1 protein-coding gene (cut by a window edge) is annotated in these 22121 nt (G+C 70.7%); it reads left to right on the top strand.

Annotation, left to right across the window (positions count from 1 at the left end):
- On the top strand, positions 1-22121 hold the 5' portion of the coding sequence (locus SM116_RS03545) for a Calx-beta domain-containing protein (protein ID WP_320943088.1). 10915 nt of this gene lie beyond the right edge of the window; 22121 of the gene's 33036 nt are visible here — the first part of the coding sequence; its start codon is at positions 1-3; its stop codon lies beyond the right edge, outside the window.

Below are 22121 nucleotides of genomic sequence, written 5' to 3' on the forward strand. Positions count from 1 at the left end.
ATGGCCGTCGCCCTGATCGGCGGTTCGGCCGCGTCCGCGGACGCCGCCACGCCGGTCGCCCCCGCAGCACCGACCGCACCGCGCTACACGCTGACGGGCAACCCCTTCGCCCCCCTGTTCCGGACGGTCGCGCGCACGGCGGCACCGGTCGCGCAGCCCAAGGTCGTCACCATCCAGCAGCCGGTCGGCGCGGTTCCCGGCGCATCCAGCCGCATCCGGGTCACATCGCACGTGCCGGTGGTCGTCGTTCCGGCGCCGCCCGCATCGCCGACGCCCTCCCCGAGCGCGAGCAACTGCAACTTCGGCGCCGGCGTGATCATCAACGCCAAGTCGGTCTCGTGCCCCGTGACGACCACGACCGGCGGCACGACGACGACCACGACGACGACCAACGGCACCACGACCACCACGACGTCCGGATCGACCGGCCAGACGGTGACGATCGGAACGCCCTCCACCGGCACGGGCACGGGGACCGGCACGACGGATCCCGGCACCGGATCGACCACGCCGAGCACGGGGACGACGGATCCCGGCACCGGATCGACCACGCCGAGCACGGGGACGACGGATCCCGGCACCGGATCGACCACGCCGAGCACCGGGACGAGTACGACCGACCCGAGCACCGGCACCACGAACCCCCTCGACGAAGCGTCCGCCCCGGCGACACCGGTCGCCCCGGGCAACGAACTCACCGCCGCGCAGCTCGCGGCGGCTGTCGCGCAGGCCGAGCAGGAGTGGCAGGGCGCCGACCCGACGGCGGACTTCTCGAAGGTCTCGGCCTCGGTGGGCACGCTCAGCGCTCCGCAGATCGGCTCCGAGAGCGGAGCGACGATCGTCCTCGACGCGGATGCCGGCGGATGGGGCTGGTCGGTGGACTTCCCGTCCGACAGCCCCTCGCAGCACCTCGACCTCCTGACCGCCGTCCGCCACGAGCTCGGGCACGTCCTCGGTCTCGACCACACGGCGGGCACCGTGATGGCGCCGACGCTCGCGGCCGGCCAGACGTACGCGGTCGACGGCTCGTTGATCCCTGCGCCGGCCCCCGCACCCGCCCCGGCGCCTGCACCCACCACGACGACGACGACGGATGCGCCGGCCCCGAGCACGACGACGGACCCAAGCACGACGACGGACCCGAGCACGACGACGGGCACGTCGACGACGGACCCGACGCCGTCGACGACCACCGACCCGACGCCCGCGCCGACGACGAGCACCGACCCGACCTCTGCTTCCGACACGACGACGGCGCCCGCCACGACGGACCCGACGCCGTCGACGACCACCGACCCGACGACCACGGCGCCCGCATCGAGCGACCCGGCATCCGCCACGACCCCGGCCCCCGCGACCGCATGGTCGGTCTCCGGCACGACCGCGACCTACACGGCATCCGGCACCCTCACGGGAACCCTCCGCTACGACGCGACCACCGGTCAGCTCGAACTGGTCACCGCTGCGGGCGCGGTCGACGGCATCGCCGTCACCGGCCTGACCGCGGCGGTCGTCGTCGGCGGTAGCGCATCCGACTCCCTCACGCTGGACGCGTCGCTCGCCGGCTCGCCCCTCACGCTGAGCGTGCGCAGCGCCGGCGGTACGCTCGCCGGGCCGAACGGCACGACGGCGTGGACGCTGACCGGTGTCAACAGCGGCACCGTGAACGGCGTCGCGTACGACGGATTCGCCCACCTCGTCGGCGCGACCGGGACGAGCGAGACCTTCACCGTCCGCAAGGGCGGCTCGGTGACCTCCCTCGACGGCGGCGGCCTCGGGACGCTGGTCGTCGCGGGCGGACAGACGTTCGCCGACCTCGCGGTCGACCGGCACGCGGGAACCGTCATCCTGGACGGCGTCTCCATCCGCTACGACGGGCTGGCCCCGATCACGCTGACGAGCGTCGGCTCGGTCGTCAACATCACGGGCACCTCCGGCAACGACGCCATCACCATCAGTCAGAGCGGCAGCACCGTCACGGTGAGCGCACCGACGATGGAGTCCGTGTCGTTCACCGTCACCCCGGGGACCAAGATCGTCCTCGACGGAGGCGCCGGACTCGACACGGTGAGCTTCAGCAGCAACGTCACCGTGATCGGCATGGAGTTCGACATCAAGGCCGAATCCATCACGGTCAGCGGCGTCACGGTGAACACCGGAGCAGCGGCGATCGACTTCGAGGCCGTCGCCTCCGACGACAGCACGAGCGCCACGCCCACGACATCGATCACGGTCAGCGGCGCGACGCTCATCGGCGGCGACATCACGCTGGCCGCGACCTCCACGTCATCACCGACGTCATCCGGCCAGGTCAACGTCGTCTCGGTGAACTCGAGCGCTGTCGTCGCCGTGAACAACGCCACGATCACGTCTTCGGGGAACGTCACGATCTCCGCGACTTCGACCGTGGATGCGACCTCCGGCGCCACAGACGTGCACGCCGTCGGCGGGATCTCCCAGCTCGATGTGACGACGACGGCCCAGGCGTATCTGACCGGGACGACGTCGTTCACCGCGGCGGGCGACGTGTCGATCAGTGCGAGCACCGCGGGCACCAAGCTCACCACGACCGGCAGCGCGATGCAGGTCGGAGTCGGCGCGGGGATCGCCCTGGCCACCCTCGACGAGACCACACAGGCGTACATCGACGCGCACTCCACGGGCAACACGGCGAAGAGCGTCGCTGTCAACGCGGATACCGGCAACACCGTCACGACCACGGCGGCCGCGAGTCCCGACGGCGCCACGTCGAACACCGACGGCAGCGGCCACCCGATCACTCCGGCACAATTCCTCGGCGGCGCGGTCACCGCGCTGAGCCCGCTCGATGCCGCGGGTGCCCTCGCCGTCACGAAGATGACGACGAACACGGAGGCCTACATCGCGCCCGCGACCGGATCCTTCGGTCTGTGCGTGGGAACCGGGGCCGTATGCGACGGCACCGGCACCATCACGGTGCATGCCGCCGGCGACACCACGGCACCGACCACGGCCGACGCCCACTCCGTGCTGCGCACGGCCACCGGCATCGGCGTCGCCGTTGCGATCGACATCGCCAAGATCACGACCACCGCGCACGTCGGCGGCGCGGTGAGCTTGACCGCAAAGGGCGTGACCATCGAGGCGCCGGCATCCGCCGAGACCTTCGACACGAAGGCGGAGGCGGGCGCAGGCACCGCGGCCAACGTCTTCCATTCCGGCACCGGCGGTAGCTTCCAGGGCTCGTTCGCGCTGAACATCCCGACGATCGTGCACTCGGCAGCGATCGACCCGAACGCCGTCCTCACGCTCAGCGGAACCCCCGACGTCAGCCTCGTCAGCGAGCACACCACCGAGTCGACGACCAAGGCCGTTCCCGTGGGCAACTACTTCACCGGCGCGGCCGTGCACGACAACGCCATCACCCTGTCTCTGCCGCTCCTGCACACGAACGGCGGAGCGACACTGCTCCCCGCGATGACCGGCGACAAGGTCGTCTACAACAACGGCGGGGGCAGCTCGATCGGCGGTCTCGTCTCGCTCGGCACGTATTACGTGTACTGCGGCGCCCCGATCTTCCACCCGTGCACCATCGACGGCAGCGGCCACATGACGGTGCAGCTCATCTCCGCCAGCCTCCTGTTCCCGACGTGGACCTCGGACGAGGTGCTCCCGCTCGACGGCAGCGTCGCCGCGGGGGACTGGCATTTCCTGCAGCTCCAGCAGACCCCGAGCGACTCGACGGGCGTCGGCGCCGGAGTGTCGGTCAACATCGTGAACGACACCGGGTCGGCCACGGTCGGAGACGGCGCGGCACTGACCGGGGCGCGCGGGCTCCGCCTCTCTGCGAGCACCGACAACGCGATGACGCTCGAGTCGAAGTCCGCGTCGGCCGGCACGAACCTCGCGCTCACGCCGGTCGTGTCCGTCGCGATCTCGAACGTCGCGACGAACGCGACGATCGGGACGGGCTCCCTTCTCACCCTCGGCGGCGGACTGGATGCGACCGCGACGCAGAACGCGGCGGTCTCCAGCGGCGCAAGCGGCGACACGACGGGTGGCTCCAGCGCCGGGATCGGCATCTCGATCGTCGTCAACGACGTCAACCACGAGGTGCACGCGACCACCGCCCGCAGTCTCAGCGCCGGTGCGGATGTCGGGTTCCATGCGATCGGGACGTCTGCCACGGACGCCTCCACGTGGGCGGGCACCGCGGGTGCACCCGACAGCAACACCTCGCCGTTCAGCTCGGTCAACGATGCCGGCGACAAGCTCCTCGGCATGGGCTCGACCCTCGCGGGCGGGAACGGCACGAAGGGGGGCAAGGACTCGAGCACCCCGGCGGCCAAGGCCCCGGACTCGACCGGCAGCTCGGCGTCGATCAACCTCGCGGCCGCGGTGTCGTTCCAGCTGGTCACCTCGATCAGCGACACGAGCCTGCCGACCGGCCTCACGATCACCGTCACGGGTGGATCGCTGACCCTCGCGTCGAGCGGCAACACCGACGTCACGGCCTACGACGACGGCGAGGCGGGTCCGAAGAGCGCGACGGCGGTCATCGGCGCGGCGGTCGCGATCAATGCCATCACGATCTCGAACACCGCGGATGTCGCGGGAGGCTCACACATCACGGCGGACGGACTGACGCTGTCCGCGACGATGACGCCGGTCGGCGGCGAGGACTGCGAGACGGTCGGGGTCGATTGCGTCAACACCGCCAGCGCCGAGGCGGTCTCGGCGGCCTCCGGTGGATCGTCGGCCACGATCAACGGCTCCGTCGCACTCAACATCATCGTCGCGAGCGCGACGAGCGCGCGGCTGCTGGCGGGAGCGACGACGGTCGACGCGGGTGCCGAGGATGTCAGCCTCAAGGCGGCGAACGACACGGATGCGCTCACGAGCGCGACGCCGTTCCGCGACGCGTTCGACCCGAACGGCGACGGCGTCATCATCGCCGACCCCTCGGACCCCACCGCGACGGCCCTGACCACTATCGTGCTCGCCTACGCGCTCATCGACGGCAACCTGCAGACCGGTCAGGCCGTGGTCTACCACACCGGTGGCAAGGACCCGATCGGCATCGTCGACGACCCGCTGTGCCTGAGCGGCGTCTGCCCGACGACGCTCGTCGACAACCGCATCTACTACGCGATCGTCGTCAAGCCCGGATACATCCAGCTCGCCTCGACCTGTGCGGCAGCGTTCCTCGGCGACGCCATGGTGCTCGACCCGACGAAGGCCACCGGCGATGCGCACTACCTCGTCGCGCAGACCTTGAACAGCGGTGACATCTGCCTGGGGACCAACACCGACGAGCCGCCGAAGATGGGCATCGGCGCCTCGTTCGCCCTCACGATCGACAACGTCACGACACAGGCGGGCATCGGCGACGGTGTGACGCTGACCGGCGGCAAGAACCTCGACGTCGTCGCGGAGAGCGGCAACGGCGCCGACACGAAGGCCGTGAGCGGCGCGGCCGGCAGCAAGGCGATCTCGCCGTCGGTCGCGCTCGTCATCGCGAACCTCTCCACGACGGCGTCGATCGGCACGGGAGCTGCGCTCGATGTGTCCGGCGACGTCACCCTCGAGGCGACGCAGCATGCGAAGGCGGTGAGCGAGGGCAGCGGCGACGTGGACGGCGAGTCGATCGGCGTCGCGCTGGCGGTCGCGCTCGCCGTGCTCTCCGACGACGTCGAGGCGAGCATCTCCCGCGACATCACGGCCGATGGCGGCATCACGCTGCGCGCGACGGGCACGTCGGTCACCGAGACGACGACGGATGCCGCCGCTCCGGGTGCCCCGAGCACCTCGACCGGCGGCATCAACATGGTCGCGACCAATCTGCTCGGATCGGGCAACGGGTTCTCCACCGCACTCGGCGGCAAGTCCTCGACGAAGGAGACTCCGAAGGCGGGTGACAGCGACGGCACCTCGATCTCGGTCGCCGGCGCGGTCTCGATCAACGTCGTCGACACGACCTCGAAGGCCTGGTTCGCCGACCACCTGAACATCACGAGCAAGACAGGCGTCGTCACGCTCGCGAGCAGTGCGAACACCGACGTGAAGGCGGAGGGCAACGGCCAGACTGCGGCCAAGGTCACCGACGGCATCGGCGCCGGCGTCGCCGTCAACGCGGTCACGATCGTCAACATCGCCACCACCGGCGCATCCGCGATCGCCTCGAAGGGCCTCGACGTCGAGGCCACGATGGCGGAGCTGGAGAGCGAAACGGGGGGCGCCCCGGACACCATGCACGCCGTCGAGGCGGTCGCCAAGGCGGGTGCGAGCAACGCCGAGAAGCTCGGCATCGCGGGGGCGCTCGCGATCAACATCGTCTCGGCCGACACGGAGGCCACCGTGCCGACCGGCGCGAGCGTCGACGCGGGCGCCGGCGCGGTCCTGGTGAAGGCCGAGTTCGCGCAGGATGCGACAGCCGAGGCATCCGCCCGCGCCGGATTCAAGACATGCGCGAAGTTCCTGAACCTGCCGTGCGACCTGTCGACCAAGATCACCGGCCAGGACGCCAAGGGCTCCGGCACCGGGATCGGCGCATCCGTGGCCATCCAGGTACTCACCCCGACCACGACCCTCGCCGAGATCGCCGACGGCGTTCCGGTGACGGCGGGCGAATCGGTGTCCGTCGAGGCCGGCTCGGAGCGCGTCCTCACCACACTCGCCGAGGCCGGCGTGAAGGGTGGGACCGGGATCGCCCCGGCACTCGCGCTCGTCGTCGACTCGGGAGACACCGCCTCCGCGATCCTCGGCACGTCCGCGACCGCCGTGAACGTGACGGGCGAGGTCGCCGTGAGCGTCACGCACACCGTGGACGCGTCCGCCACCGGGGCGAACGCCAACGTCATCGCGGAGAATGTCGGAGTGGGCGCCGCCGTCGCGCTGCCGATCATCATCGGCTTCTCCACGACCGCCCGGCTCGGGCGCGACGTGAAGGCCGACGCCGTCACCGTGAACGCGGCCGCGACGCTCGATGCGCAGGCCATCGCCAACGCGAGCGCCGTCGGGTCCAAGTCCGAGAAGGACGGCGGCGAGACCGCCGACCAGACCACGTCCGGCGCGGTCTCCGGCGACCCCAACGCCGGCGGCAAGGGGGCCGACAGCGTGCCGAAGGCCGACGCCTCGGCGAGCCAGGGCAATGCGAAGGCGGGCGAGAAGTCGGGCAAGTCGGGCGGCGGCGTCGGAGTCGCAGCTGCCATCGCGGTCGTCTGGCTGCAGGCGGACACCACGGCGACCGTGGCGGACGATGTCCGCATCGACGCCGAGCGCGCGGTCGAGGTCACGGCTCCGGTGCTGACGACCGTCGCCGCCCGTGCGATGGGCATCGCCCTCTCCGACCAGGCCAAGACGAACGTCGGCGCGGCCGTCGGCTTCAACTACGCGAACGTCACCGACACCGCGAGCCTCGGCACGGGAGTGGAGGTCACCGGCGCCTCGATCACGGTGTCCGCGGGCACGCCGCTCGACGACCAGGGCGTATCAGAGCAGAACACGGTCATCGCATGGGGCTTCGCCGCCGCCGGCGGCAGGTCGGACCCGCAGGTCGGCGCATCCATCGGCCTCAACGTGGTGTCGTACGTCGTCACGGCGTCGGTCGGAGCCGGCAGCGCGCTGACCGCGACCGGGGGCGGCATCGACGTCGTCGCCACGGACCCGATGGGGCTGCAGAACCTCGCGGTGGCGGCTGCGCTCGCCCAGGGCGGGGTGGCCGTCGGCGGGGCGCTCGCGGTGAACGTGCTGACCCCGATCACCACGATCGCCCTCATCGACTCCAGCCTCGCCGACCCGACGACCCTGGACGCGAGCGGTGCGATCACGGTGAGCGCCACGTCGAGCGTCGCGCCGCTCGGCATCGACTTCTCGCTCATGGGATCGATGCTGCTCACCGGGCTCGCAGGCATCCCGGGCATCTCGCTGATTCCCTCGCCGGACCCCGGGACGACCGTGTCCGCACCCATCGTGACGTCCGTCGCGGTCGCGGGCGGCGCAGGCACCGGCGACGCGGCGATCGGCGGGTCGTTCATCGTCGACGTCTGGCTGCGCACCGCGTCGGCGAGGATCGGTGACGGCACCCTCATCAACCAGGACGCGCCGTACACGATCGGCGGCGCCGGCCAGACGCTCACGGTGGCTGCCAGCGACGACATCAGCCAGACGAACGTCGCGGGGGGTATCGGCGCGACGAGCGGGGATGCGGGCATCGGCGCCGCGGTCATCGTCAGCGTCACCGACCAGACCGTGAGGGCCGCGGTCGGCCAGGGCGTCACCGCCACAACGGGCGGGACGGCGAAGATCACGGCGGGGATGACCGACCCCGTGCTCGCGGTCGCGGCATCGGGCGGCGCATCCAGCGAGGTCGGCGGCGCCGGATCGTTCCTCGTCTTCGTCGTCAACGCGGGAAGCGGAACGGGTGCCTACGCGTCGATCGGCGACAACAGCTCGGTGACGAGCGGCGGCGACCTCACCGTTCAGGCGACCGGCAACAGCGCGACCGATCCCATCGGCCTCTACGCGGGCAGCGTCGCCGTCGGCGGCGAGGCCGGCGTCGGGGTGTCGGTGTCGGTGCTCGTGCGCAGCAGCGCGGTGGAGGCATCCGTCGGCTCCGGCGACACCCTCACCTCGACCGGCGGCTCCGTCGCGATCGACGCGCACCAGGTCGGCCGCCTGAACCTCGTGGCCTTCGGCGGCGGAGCGGGCGGCGAGGCCGGCATCGCGGGGTCGGTCATCGTGGACGTGCTCAGCGACACGACGACGGCCACCGTGGGTGCAGGTTCGAGCGTCAGCGGGAACCAGGACGCCGCGATCACGGCCTCCGACCACACCACGATCCTGGCGGTCGCGGGCTCCGTGGCCATCGGCGGCACCGCGGGCGTCGGCGTAGGCGTCGACACCGAGGTCATCAGCAAGGACACCGAGGCCGTCGTGAACTCGACGCAGGCGCTCCCGACCACCATCACCGCCACCGTCGGCGACGCGAAGGTCACGGCGGACTCGAGCGAGGACCTCACCTCGATCTCGGCCGGCGGCTCGGTCGGCGGTGACGTGGCGATCGCCCTCAACGCCGGAGTCTCGGTCATGAACATCACCGTGAAGGCGACCGTCGGGCCGTACGCGACGGTCACGGCCGGCAACAACATCGTGATCTCGGCTAACGATGCGCTCCACGTTTTCGTCATCGCCGGCAACATCGCGATCAGCGGCAGCGCCTCCATCGGCGCGGCGGTCGCGGTGCCGGTCGTCACCAAGACCGTGCAGGCCTCGGTCGGCGACCACGACGCGCTGACGGCGTACTGCGGCGGCGGCGCAGCCACGGTGAACAGCGGCGGCTTCACGACGACCGCCCCTGACTACCGATTCGACCCGCGCCGCGGTAGCCTTCCCGGCGGCGACGTCATCGCGCTGCCCGAGACGCTCCACTCCGTGTACCGCGAGGGCGACCGTGTCATCTACGACAACGGCGGGGGCGCATCCATCGCCGGACTCACCCAGGGCCAGGCGTACTACATCCACCTCGCACCGAGCGGATGCAGCGCGACAGCCTTCTGCGTGCAGCTCCTGACGGCGGCGAACCCCCCGCCGGCACAGCTGAACGGCGACATCGTCCACCTCGGCGCCCTGGACTCCACGAGCGCCTATGGCGAGTCGCAGCGACTCGTCCCCACCAGCCAGCCCACCGTTCCCGCAGACAGCGCCCCCCGGTTCAACCCGGGCTGGGATGTCGCAGGCAACGTCATCACCCTCCCCTACCAGACCACCTTCGCCACCGGCGACGCCGTGGTCTACAGCTCCGGCGGCGGAGCCCCGATCGGCGGTCTCGCCGACGGTCAGACGTACTACGTCATCGTCCTCGGCGCCGGTCCGTACACCGGCACCCAGCGGATCGAGCTCGCACGCACGAAGGATGACGCGACGAACAGCGTCGTGATCGCCCTCAGCGGCGGAGCCTCCGGCACGTCGCACAGCATCGTGCGGCAGGGCGAGCGGCCCTCCGGCCCCGCCTCCGCCGAGAACCCCGCCACGACGTCGGCCTCCACCTCGACGTTCCACGGCGTCGCCATCACGGCGACGAGCATCGACGACATCTCCGCCATCGGCGTCTCGGCCTCGGTGAGCGGATCGGTCGCCGTCGGCGTCACCGGCACCGCCGGGGTTCTCAACGCCACCACGAAGGCCACGGTCGGCGCGAATGCGACGATCACGTCCGCGGGAGACCTCGGCCTCGTCGCTGCGGAGTCGTTCCACCAGCTCGGCATCGACGCCAGCGTCGCGGGCGCCGGCGATGCCGCCATCGCGGTGGCCGTCACGCTGCGGTTCGTCACGCTCGACACGGAGGCGACCGTCGGCAGCTCCAGCACCCTGAAGGCGCACGGCGGCGACCTCACGATCGCGGCGAACACCAGTGACAGCGTCGTCTCGGTCGCCGCGGCGGGTGCGGCGGGCCAGGTCGGCGTCGCCGGCGTCGCCGACGTCACCGTGCTGAAGAACACGACGCATGCCGGCACCGCCGACCACGTGACGCTGTTCGCGCACAACAACCTGATCGTCGCGGCATCCGACCGCACCAGCCTCATCTCGGTCGCCGCGGCTCTGGCCGTCGGGGTCTACGCCGGGGTGGGCGCATCCGTCGGCGTCGCGATCATCACCAAGGACACCGAGGCCTACCTCGGCACCTCCAACACGGCCGATGCACTCGCGGCGGGCGCAGCCGCGCCGATCCCCGTCGACGACGCCACGTACACCGACACCGGATTCGGCACCACGACCGGCTTCCACGGGATCCTGGTGCAGTCCGACTCCACCGAGTCGGTCTTCGGACTCGCCGCCTCGCTGGGCGGCGGCATCGTGGGTGCCGCAGGTGCGTTCGGGGTGCGCCTGTTCACAACGACGACCACCGCCACTGTCGGCGAGTACTCGCAGCTGAACACGATCGCGAACGCCGCCGCCGGCGCCGGATCGACCCAGGGCGTGACCGTGGCCGCGACCGACGACTTCCAGGCGCTCACGATCGCCGGAGGCGCGGGCGTCGGCCTCGTCGGGGCGGCGGGCGGCGTCGACGTCGGGGTCGCCAACACGACCGTCACCGCCGGCATCGGCGACCACGCGACCGTCGACGCGCGGGGCGATCTGAAGGCCGCAGCCCTCTCCCGCCAGCACGTCATGGTGTTCGCCATCAGCGTCGGCGTCGGGGCGGTGGGCATCGCCGTGTCCGTCGCTGTGTGGACCCTCGGCACCGCGCCATCGGCGATGTACGCCGGATCGCCCGGTCCGGATCGCGGCGCCTACTCGGCCGCGACGACCTACCAGGTGGGCGACCAGGTCACGTACCAGAACCTGCGCTGGAGCCTCACCGACTCGGTCGGCGCGGGGACCGCGCCGAGCGTGGGCGGGAAGTGGGCGGTCGTCAGCGGCCTCGGCAGCTACCGCGGCACCTGGGACTCCACCAAGGCGTACGCACAGGGCGACATGGTCGACTTCGGCGCGTACCGCTACGCCGCGATCGCGGCGGTCGGCCCTTCGGCCGCGAGCCCCGACACCGACAGCGCGCACTGGGTCGTGCAGCAGGCCCAGGATGCACTGCACTCCGGCGGTGGTGACACCGGCGGGCAGAGCGACCAGGTGGCCTCCAGCAGCCAGTACGGCAGTGCTTTGGACGGCAGCCACACCGTCGACCGCGGCTCGTGGTCGGCTGCGACGTCCTACGCCGCCAACGACCTCGTGAAGGGCTCGGACGGCAAGTCGTACGTCGCGCGGAAGGCGTCGACGGGCGTCGACCCGACGGCCGGTGACTGGATGCGCGTCGACCCCGCTTCGATGGATCCCGCCCCCGTGATCACGACGTGGAACGCCGGTACGGCGTACGTCGTCGGCGATGTCGTCAAGGCCTCCGATGGCGCCTACTACCAGGCACGCGTCGCCAACACGAACATGGACCCCACGAAGGGCGACTGGAGCCAGGTGGATGCGAGCACCGGCGTGGTCGGCGGCTACCAGTCGACCGGCACGACAGCCGCTCAGTCCGGGCTCGCCGGAGCGACGCCCGCCGCGGGAACCGTCGCGGGAACCCTCGGCTCGACCGCGGTCCCGGCGGGCACCTCGGCGTACGTCGGCGGCACCGTCGTGGCGGGCGGCGACATCCTGGTCGTCGCACACGACCAGCTGTCGATCGTTGCGGTGGCCGGCACGCTGTCGGGCGGGCTCGGCGCGCTGGGCGCGAGCATTCTGGTGCTGAACGTCCAGTCGCCGACGAACGCCGGAGTCGGCCAGTACGGCAGCCTCTCGGCGGGTGGGAAGATCGCCGTCAGCGCGGGAATGGATGCCTCCACACTCGGCATCGGCATCGCCGCGGCGGCGGGGGCCGTGACAATCGGAGCCCTGGTGGTCGTCATCACGGACAGCTCCAGCCAGAATGCGCACGTGGATGCCGGCGCGGCATTCGTCAAAGCCGGTAGTGGGGCGTCGGTCACGGCGCACGCGGGCAGGTCCGTGGAGGCGCTGCAGATCAACGTCGGCATCGGCGGCGGTGCCATCGGCGCATCGGTCGGGGTCGTGGTCGTCAGCGGCGACACGACCGCGACGGTGGGCGACCCGACGACCCTCGGAACCTGCGGCTGCGTCACGAGCACCAGCGACGTCAGCGGGCTGACCGTGACCGCCGACGACACCACTCCGGTGGACGTCCAGGTCTACTCGGTCCAGGGCGGCGTCGGTCTCGGCGTCGGTGCGGCGGTCGGCGTCGCGATCCTGACCGGCAAGACCCAGGCCTCCGCGGCGGTCTCCGGATCCCTCGGCAGCAGTGGCCTGACGGTCACGGCTACCGGATCGCATTCGGTCTCCGTCCGCACCGTGAATGTCGCCATCGGCGGCCTCGCAGCTGTGGGCATCACGGTCGCGTACGCCGGATCGGGCCGCGACACCGTCGCTCAGGTGACGGCGGGCTCCGTGAACACGAGCGGCGCCGTCTCGGTGCTCGCGACAGCGGTCAACTCGGCCACCTCGAGCGCTCCCGGAGGCGCGGGAGCGGCGTTCGCCGTCGCGGTCATGGTGCCGATCGCGCACGTCGACGGCGCGGTCACGGCGCTGTTCGACGGCACCCTGCCGTCGACCGGCACCCAGGCGAGCGCCCTGACCGTCCAGGCGACGGGGCAGAACACCGCCAAGGCGACAGCGGTGGTGGTGTCGGTGTCCCTCGCAGGCGGTGCCGGAGCCTCAGCCCTCGCCTACATCGGCTCTGACGCCGACATCACCGCGAGCATCGGACCCGACGCGAACATCGCCGTCGCGGGCGCGATCCAGGTCACGGCGCAGCAGGGCACGCTAAATTCCACGGGCACCTTCACCGTGGGCCACAACGATGTGACGGCGGAGTCGGATGGTGGGTCCGGCGGAGTCATCGGCTCGGTCTCGGTCATGCTGGCCTACGCCGAGAACGCCGGCGGCACGGACGCCGAGATGAACGGCACGATCACCGCGGGCAGCAGCCTCACGGTCTCCGCGACGGGCGACAACCGGGCGAGCGCGACGACGGATGTCGCATCCATCGGCACGTTCTCGGGCGCGGGCGCGGGAGCGACCGCGAAGATCACGAGCGACTCCGTGGTGAGCGCCGGCGCCGGAAGCGGGTCGTCGATCGGAGTCACCGGTGACATCTCGTTCGGCGCGACAGGGAGCAACACCGCGACCGCCGACTCCAACGCCGGAAGCGGCGGCGCCGTGGCCATCGGCGTGGCGCTGCCCGAGGCCGATGTCGACGGGTCGGTCTCCGTGCTTCTGGCGGGCAGCGTCACCGGCGGTGCGAGCCTCACCGTCACGGCGAACGGCACGAACGCCGCCACCTCGACCACGACACCGGTGGCGGTCGGCATCTTCGCCGGTTCCGGCGCGCATGCCGTCGCGAACATCGGCAGCGACGCGCTCGTCACCGCGAGCGTCGGCGGAGGTGGCTATGCGCTCGCGGCTACCGGTGCCGTGAAGATCTCGGCAACGGGCATCAACACCGCCAAGGCCAGCGCGCACGGAGGAGCCGGCGGAGGCATCTCGATCGCGGCACTGCTGGCCACGGCTGCGAGTGACGGCGGGGTCACGGCATCCTTCACCGGTGGCCTCACGAGCGCGGCGAGCCTGTCCGTCGCAGCATCCGGCAGCGACACGGCCGGTGCGGACGTGCTGCTCGTCTCCATCGGCATCATCGGGGTCGGCGCGGCGATCGCGGACGCGAGCGCCGACGGCGACGTGACGGCATCCCTCGGCTCCACCGCCTCGATCACGAGCCCGACGAACGTATCGGTGACCGCGACAGGCACCCGCGCCGTCACCCCGACAGCGACCGGCGGCACCGGCGGCGCGGTCGGCGCATCTGGGATGACCGCCACGGGCGAGACCAGCGGCACGACCCAGGCGAGCGTGGAGTCCGGTGCCACGATCGGCAGCAGCGCTCACCGCATCGGCTCCCTCGCCGTCAAGGCGCACGACACGTCGAACGTGAGCGCGCTCACCGTGACCGGCAACGGCGGATTCGCCGCGGTGGGCATCGCGATCACGAAGGCGACGGTGTCGCCCACGGTGAAGGCATCCCTCGCCGCGGGCGCGTGGCTCACCGGCGATCTGACGGTCGAGGCGATCTCGAATGCGGCCGAGGCGGATGCGACCGCGAAGAGCTACGGCGGCGGCGTCGTCGACGTCGGCGCGGCCAGCGCCACCACCACGACGAGCCCGACAGTGCTGGCCTGGCTCGCGTCGGGCGTGACGGTGGACACGCTGGGATCGGCGACGGTCGACGCCGAGGAGCGGAGCGCCGCGTCGGGCACGCAGTTCCTCGACACCTACGGGACGCTGCCCGGCGTCACCAACGGATGCCACGACGTGACGACGAACCACACGACGGTCTGCGTGGCCAACGTGGACAGCAACGCGGACACGCTGTACTTCCCCGGCCACGGACTGCAGACCGGCGACAGCGTGCTGTACCTCGGCAACTCGATCAGCGGACTCGCCGACGGTCGCATCTACACGGTCATCGGCGTCGACGGCGACCACCTGCAGTTCGGCGACGCGTTCCTCACAGGTCAGGTGGACGCCTTCGACCTCACCGGCGTCTCGGGCGTGGATCCGCACCGCGCGATGATCCGGTTCTCGACGGCACACAACTTCCTCACCGGAGACCCCGTGCTCATCGCCGGCTCTGGATCCATCGACGGGATCAACCGCGGGCAGACGTATTTCGTCCGCGTCATCGACGCGTACACGATCGAGCTCTATGCGACTTCGTCGGCCGCGAAGAACCCGCTGTCCGTCACGATCGATCCCAGCAACGGCGCGAACATCAACAGCACCACCATCAAGGCGGCGAACACGTTCGGCGTCGGGGATCGCCTCACCTACCTCGCGCCGTCGCCGATCTCGTTCGAAGCCCCTGTCGTGAACGTCAGCCCGTCGTGCTCGTCGTCCGATCAGAACGCGTGCAAGAACGAGGACGCCACCCAGTACGACATCATCGTGGGCGACGGCACCACCGACTCCGGCCTGCAGACGGGGGAGGCGGTCGTCTACCGCACCAAGGCGGGTGGCGTCACGATCGGCGGCCTCAGCAACGGCACCACCTACTACGTCATCCGGCTCAACAACCACGCGATCCAGCTCGCCGCCACCGAGTACGACGCCTTCTCGCACACGTACAGCTGCGGTACCAACTGCACGACGACCGATCCGGTCAAGCCGATCCACATCACGCGGCCGAGTGGTGGAGAGCACCAGATCGTACCCGTGGCGATCGGGGGGCTCACGAGCGGGTACACCTACACGGTGGCGACGCGTGACGCGAACGGCTTCACGCTCACGGATGCCGGCGGCAACCCGGTCGGGTTCACGACGACGGCGACGTCGACCGGGGGAGCCGGCACCAGCCAGGTGACCGACGTCTTCGGCGCGCACCAGTTCTTCGCCGCCGGTCTCGCCCTCACCGCCTGCGCCTCGGCCTGCGGGTCCGAGAACCTCCACCTCCCCCTGGGCACAGTGAGCGCCGGCACGTACTCGCTCTATGCGGCAGACAGCATCTACAACCCGAGCGACCACTCGAACGACTCGCTCGTGTCTCTGCGGCAGCTCTCGCCGCCTCCGGGCGACGGAGCGTCGACGGCATCCGCAGCCGGCGGCGGCGGTGGTGTCGTGTCGGTCAAGGTGCCGACCGCGACGCTGACCGACACGCAGGAAGTGCACGCGTGGGTCGCCGGCAGCCTCACCGCGGGGAAGGATGTCGCGGTCACGAGCACCGCGGTCACGAACGACGGCGTCGCCACCGACAACGGGTCGGGCGGTTTCATCGCGGTCGGCGTGGTCAACTCGACCCTTACAGAGACTGTCGACAACCTTGCCGTGGTCGGCACCCCGCCGTCGACGACGATCAGCGGCGACTCCGGCAGCGTGCAGGTCGCCGGATCCGGTGCCTCCATCGTCGCGGGCGGCAACGTCCTCATCGCGGCCACCAGCAGCACGCAGACGAACGCCCACGGCCACAGCTCTGGCGGCGGCTTCATCGGCGCATACACCGCGAACGTCACCACGACCGTCACCGAGAACACCGCGGCCGGGGTGGGCGCCAGCGGCACGGTCCGTGGCGACACCGTGCGGGTGCTCGCCAACTCGACAGGCGCACAGCAGTTGAGCTCGCGCGCGACGATGGGCGCGTTCATCGGCGGAGCCACCGCCAACGGCACCGTCAAGGTCTACTCGAACGACACCGTGCTGCTCGACGGCACGAGCTCCGATACGGGTACCGTCACCGGCCGCTACGGCGTGGACCTCCGTGCCTGGCACGGCAACGAGACGATCGACAACTCCTCGACCGCCGCGTGCTACTGCTTCATCGGTGGGGGCAGCGGCAACCCGACCAGCGAGGTGCACCCGCACAACATGGTCGCCGGCCACGAGGGTGTCACGATCTACGCCGGAGCGCGGCTCGTGCCGGGCGTCAACGAATCGGCGAACGCACCGGCCTCGCCGCTGGTCAGCAACGGCGACGGTGCCCTGGTGCTGTACGTGCAGTCCGAGGATCCGGCGACGATCGACAACAGCAACGACGAGAAGCGTGACATCTCATGGTTCTCCGACGTCGTGGTCAATGCCGGGCCCGACCCCTATCTGGTCGTCGACAAGGACGGCTACGTCGTCCACGCAGTGAACGTCACCGTGAACGGCGTCGCCAACCCGCTGATCGGCACGCACTACACGGCGCCCTTCACCGTCGGCGACATCCGCAACGGCGCCATGGGCGACATCTACATGACCGCGAACTACGGCACGATCACCGGCGGCGCGTGCGTCGGCTCGACGGGCCACGCGTGCATCGGCGGCCACTGGTGGGGCACGTTCCACTACAAGCAGAACTTCAGCAAGGTGACGCTCATCAATGAGTCGTCGCAGGCGATGACGGTGCAGGACGTCGACGTCGTCTCGTCGACGAGCCAGCCGCGCGTGACGCTGGCGACGGCGAACGACTCGAGCATCTCGGTGCTGTTCGCGATCACGCAGGATGTCACCCCCAGCCTCGTGGTCATCGACTCGCTGGCGAGCGTGACCCTCGGCGGCACGATCAACAACCCCATCGGCGAGACGGACGTCCTCGTCACGGGCGGCGACCTGCTGGCGGGCACGGTCCGTACCGACCCGTGCGCGGCCGGAGCGCACTGCACCCTCATCGTGACCAACATCCTGAACCTGGATGTCACGGCGGGCAGCATCGCACAGCTGCCGATCGACATGATCCAGTACGCGGGTCACGACCTCTCGCTCAAGGTCTACGCGTCGGGCGAGGCATCCCTCGACCTGCTCACGTGGCTGCGCGACCCGTCGATCGCCGATCCCGCCGTCACCGGCCTCCCGTACGTCATCTCGATCGGCCACCTCGTCGCCGGCGGCGACCTGAACGTGCTGCTGCGCCCGACGCTCTACGGCGTCGGCACGGGCGCCGTGCCGGGTGTCTACGTCGAGGACCAGAAGGACACCGGTCTCTCGACGACCTACTACCAGTTCTTCCACCCGGACTACTTCTGCACCGGCACGACGTACCCGTGCAACTTCTCGGTCGGCGCCTTCGGCTCCAGCCCGCACGCGGTCGCGAGCACCTACTCCTTCACCGAGCTGGATGCCGGCTCTCTGGCGGCGAACGGCAGCATCGCCGTGCGGGCAGCCGGGGACACCGCGAGCGACACCGTCATCAACGTGCTGGGCCTCGTGCAGGTGCACCAGAACGGCAACGTCAACGTCGACACGAACGGCTTCATCACCCTGACCGAGTCGGTCGTGAACGGCACCGCCGACCACCTCGTGATCGACCCCGACGTGCTTCCGGATGCGACAACCTTCCTCGCCTACTCCACGAGCACGATCGCCGCGGGCCCCAACCGCGACTTCCGCGTCGGGACGATCGTCTCCACGAACAGCGACGTGACGCTGTACGCGCCGTACGCGATCGTCGATGCTCCGCGCGGCGCGCCGATGCCGCCGGTGAACGGCACCTCGCAGGCGACGCCGACAGCCGAGATCTCGGCAGTGAACATCACCCTCACCGCGGGGCTGAGCGGCACGGGCACGATCGGCTCGGACACCAACTTCCTCGAGGTCGACTCGTCGACCGCGCGCAACGGCGTGCTCAACGCGCAGGCACCCGGCGTCATCCGCATCACCGAGACGAGCGGCGACCTCCGCGTCGGCACCGTGACGACCTGCTGGGCGACCGCGGCCGCGACCTGCGCCGACGTCACCCTCACGACCGACGCCGGATCGATCGTGAACGGCCGCACGATCGCCTACCCGGTCGTCACACCGGCCACCGCCACCCCGACCACGGTCGGAGGCACGGTGTACCTCACCAACCCGCCGAGCTGGCTCGTGACCGGCATGCAGGTCGTCTACCGCACCACCGGCGCGGTCATCCCGGGCCTCGTGAACGGCGGCGTCTACTACGCCATCGTCACCGCGAACGGCGTGCGGCTCGCGAACTCGCTGGCGGGAACGGGCGCGTCCGGCTACTGGTGCACGACAGCGGGATGCTTCGCCAACCCGAACCCGATCACGCTGGGTGCGTCCGGCAGCGGCACCCTCGCCCCGGCAGCGAACGTCATCGCCGACAGCATCGACCTGTTCGCGGGCGGCGGGAGCGTCGGCAGGGCCGACGGCAGCGCCGACCTCCTGATCGACTCGGCGGCGGGCAGCGGATGCTCGAGCACCTTCACCTTCGGCTACCAGGACCCGGGGTACCTCGACGCCACCGCGACGGAGCGCGCGGTCACCGCGACGTGCCACGTCGCCGCGCAGGCGAACGGCTCGATCTTCCTCACCGAGGTCAACGGCCCGATGAACGTCGTGCTCGCCCACGCCGGCGAGCAGCTGACGGGCGGCACGCCGACGCAGGCGGGCAGCATCCGGCTCACCACCACCGAGACGGGCGTGCAGGGCAACGACCTGCTCGTGCTGCACGACGGCTCGACCCTCGTCCGCGAGGCGGCGGCCGGTGTCTCCGCTGCGAACGTCCAGTCGGTGCCGAACGGGCTCATCCAGGCGGAGAACGGCAATGTGCTCCTGCGCTCGGCGGACGACATCGTCACCGACCCGAGCATCCAGATCCTCGCGAGCACCGCGGCCGGCGACACCGGGACCGGCGCGACCGACCCGAACCTGTGGACGGCGAACACCGGAAACATCGACATCCACGGCGACTGCCACGACACGACGAACACCGTGTGCGACCCCAAGGGGCTGCCGAATGCCGCAGGCGACGGATCGGCGGAGGCGGCCGGCGATGGAACCGTCATCGTCCTCCGCGGCACGGTGACCGCCGGATCGAGCGGCCTCACCCGCATCTTCGGCAACGAGGACGCCGACCTCATCGTGCTCGACCAGACGTACCTCGGCAGCATCACGCGGGTGTACGGCTCGGTCGCCCCCGCGGTGGCGACGCAGTACTCGCCTGCCGGTGACGGCGAGGACACGATGGTCGTCTACAAGCTCCAGTCGATGCCCGCCGGCACGCGCCTCGTGCTCGACGGCCAGAGCGACACCGACCACTACATCGTGTGGACCCACGGCACGCAGGGCGCCAGCACGGGCTACGTGATCGACGTGCTCGACAGCGGCGCACCGGGCAACGGCCAGGACACGCTCGACATCTACGGCGCCGACGGCGCGCTGAACGGCGTGGGCGCCGACGGTACCCCGTACAACACCGACGACCTCTTCCTCCTGCGCGGTGCGGCGTCGCTGCCCGGGGAGAGCCCGAGCCGTCCGTCGCTGTACAACCGCGATGCATCCGTCGCCCTCCTGCACCCGGTCGTGACGGCGCATCAGGATGTCGTGCAGGCCGCCTCCGCCTCGGGCTACCTCGGCCTCATGGAGCTCATCAACTACGACAATGGGCTCATCGGACGCTTGGGCGTGTTCGGCCTCGGCGGCAACGACTACTTCGCCGTCGACGACAACGCGGCCATCACGAGCCTCGACGGCGGTCTCGGCAACGACACGTTCCAGATCGGCCAGCTGTACGGCATGCGCCGCGACCAGACCTACAGCGGCCTCTCGCCGCCGCAGTACTTCGCGACGATCGCCACGACGCGCGGCTACCTGTCCGTGGGCAACAGCGCCCCGCTGGTCGCCGAGGGCGGGTCGGGCGACGACAGCTTCGCCGTGTACTCCAACCACGCCTCCGTGCGTCTGGAAGGCGACGACGGCAACGACATCTTCCTCGTGCAGGCGTTCGCGCTGGCGAAGACCACCGCCGACGGCACGATCATCATGGGCCCGCTCTTCACCGGTGCGGTGCAGGTCACGGCCCCCGGAACCATCACCCGCACCGACGGTGGCAGCTTCGTCGACGACGGCTTCGCGGTCGGCCAGACCCTCGTCGTCAAGGGCACCGGAACCGCCGACGACAACACGGCCACCACGGCGTACGTGATCGCCGGTGTGACCGCATCCACCCTCACGCTCGACCTGAAGCAGACGACCACCGCTCCGCTCGCGGTCGGCGGCGCCTACACCGTCGCCCTCTCCTCCGGCCCGCTCACCCGCGCCGGCCTCACGGTCAGCGGCAACACGATCACCCGCGCGGACGGCGGCAGCTTCCTCACCGACGGCTTCCTCGTCGGCAACACCATCGCCCTCGCCGGCACCGGCACGTGCGACGACAACCTCACGACCCCGGTCGCGTGCAGCCTCGCTCTGCAGCCCGGCATCCCGTACGTGATCACCGCCGTGACCGCCTCCACGATCACGGTCTCGGTCGCACTGCCCGTGGGCGGCACGTTCGCCGGCGCCACCGTCAGCGGCGTCCTGCCGAGCCCCGTGCTCGTCTCCGGCGTCTCCACCGCCGCGCAGACCGACGTGCGCACCGGCGGCGGCAACAACCAGGTGATGTACAACATCAACGCCCCGGTCTCCGTAGACGGCGGCAGCGGCTTCAACAAGCTCGTCGTGCTGGGCACCGAGTTCGCCGACCACATCGTCATCACGACGGGCGGCATCTACGGCGCCGGCATCCAGGTCACCTACCGCAACATTCAGGTGATCGAGGTCGACGCCCTGCAGGGCGACGACACCATCGACGTCCTGTCCACGCCGCCGAACGTCGCCGTCCGGGTCCTCGGCGGCCTCGGCAGCGACATCGTCAACGTGGCGAGCGACGTCGTGGGCGACGTCTACGCGAAGGACATCGAGGGAACGAGCTCGACGATCAACCACCTCGTCTCGTCGACCGACCCGAACTACCAGAACGTCGTCGCGCCGGGCGTCCCTGTGTCGGTCTCGCGGCCGACGCAGGGCGCGGTCATCATCGACGAGTCCGGCGGGTTCAGCGACGGGTTCAGCGCCGTCAGCCGCAGCGACATCGGCACGAGCACCATCGGCACGCTCGACAGCTACACCGTCGTCCTGAACACCAAGCCCACGAGCGACGTGTGGATCACCGTCAGTGCGTCGATGGCTCCGCAGGATCAGCGACCGGATGCCGCGGGCCTGAGCGCCGACACCGTCTACCTGTGCAGCGGCACAGCGGCCCAGTGCGGCTCGGCATCCGCCTTCTTCCGGTCGCTGCTGCTCGACGGCCAGCCGGCGTCGCCCGCCAACCGCTCGCTCGTGCTGCACTT

The organism is Microbacterium rhizosphaerae, from assembly GCF_034120055.1.
GTDB lineage: Bacteria > Actinomycetota > Actinomycetes > Actinomycetales > Microbacteriaceae > Microbacterium > Microbacterium rhizosphaerae.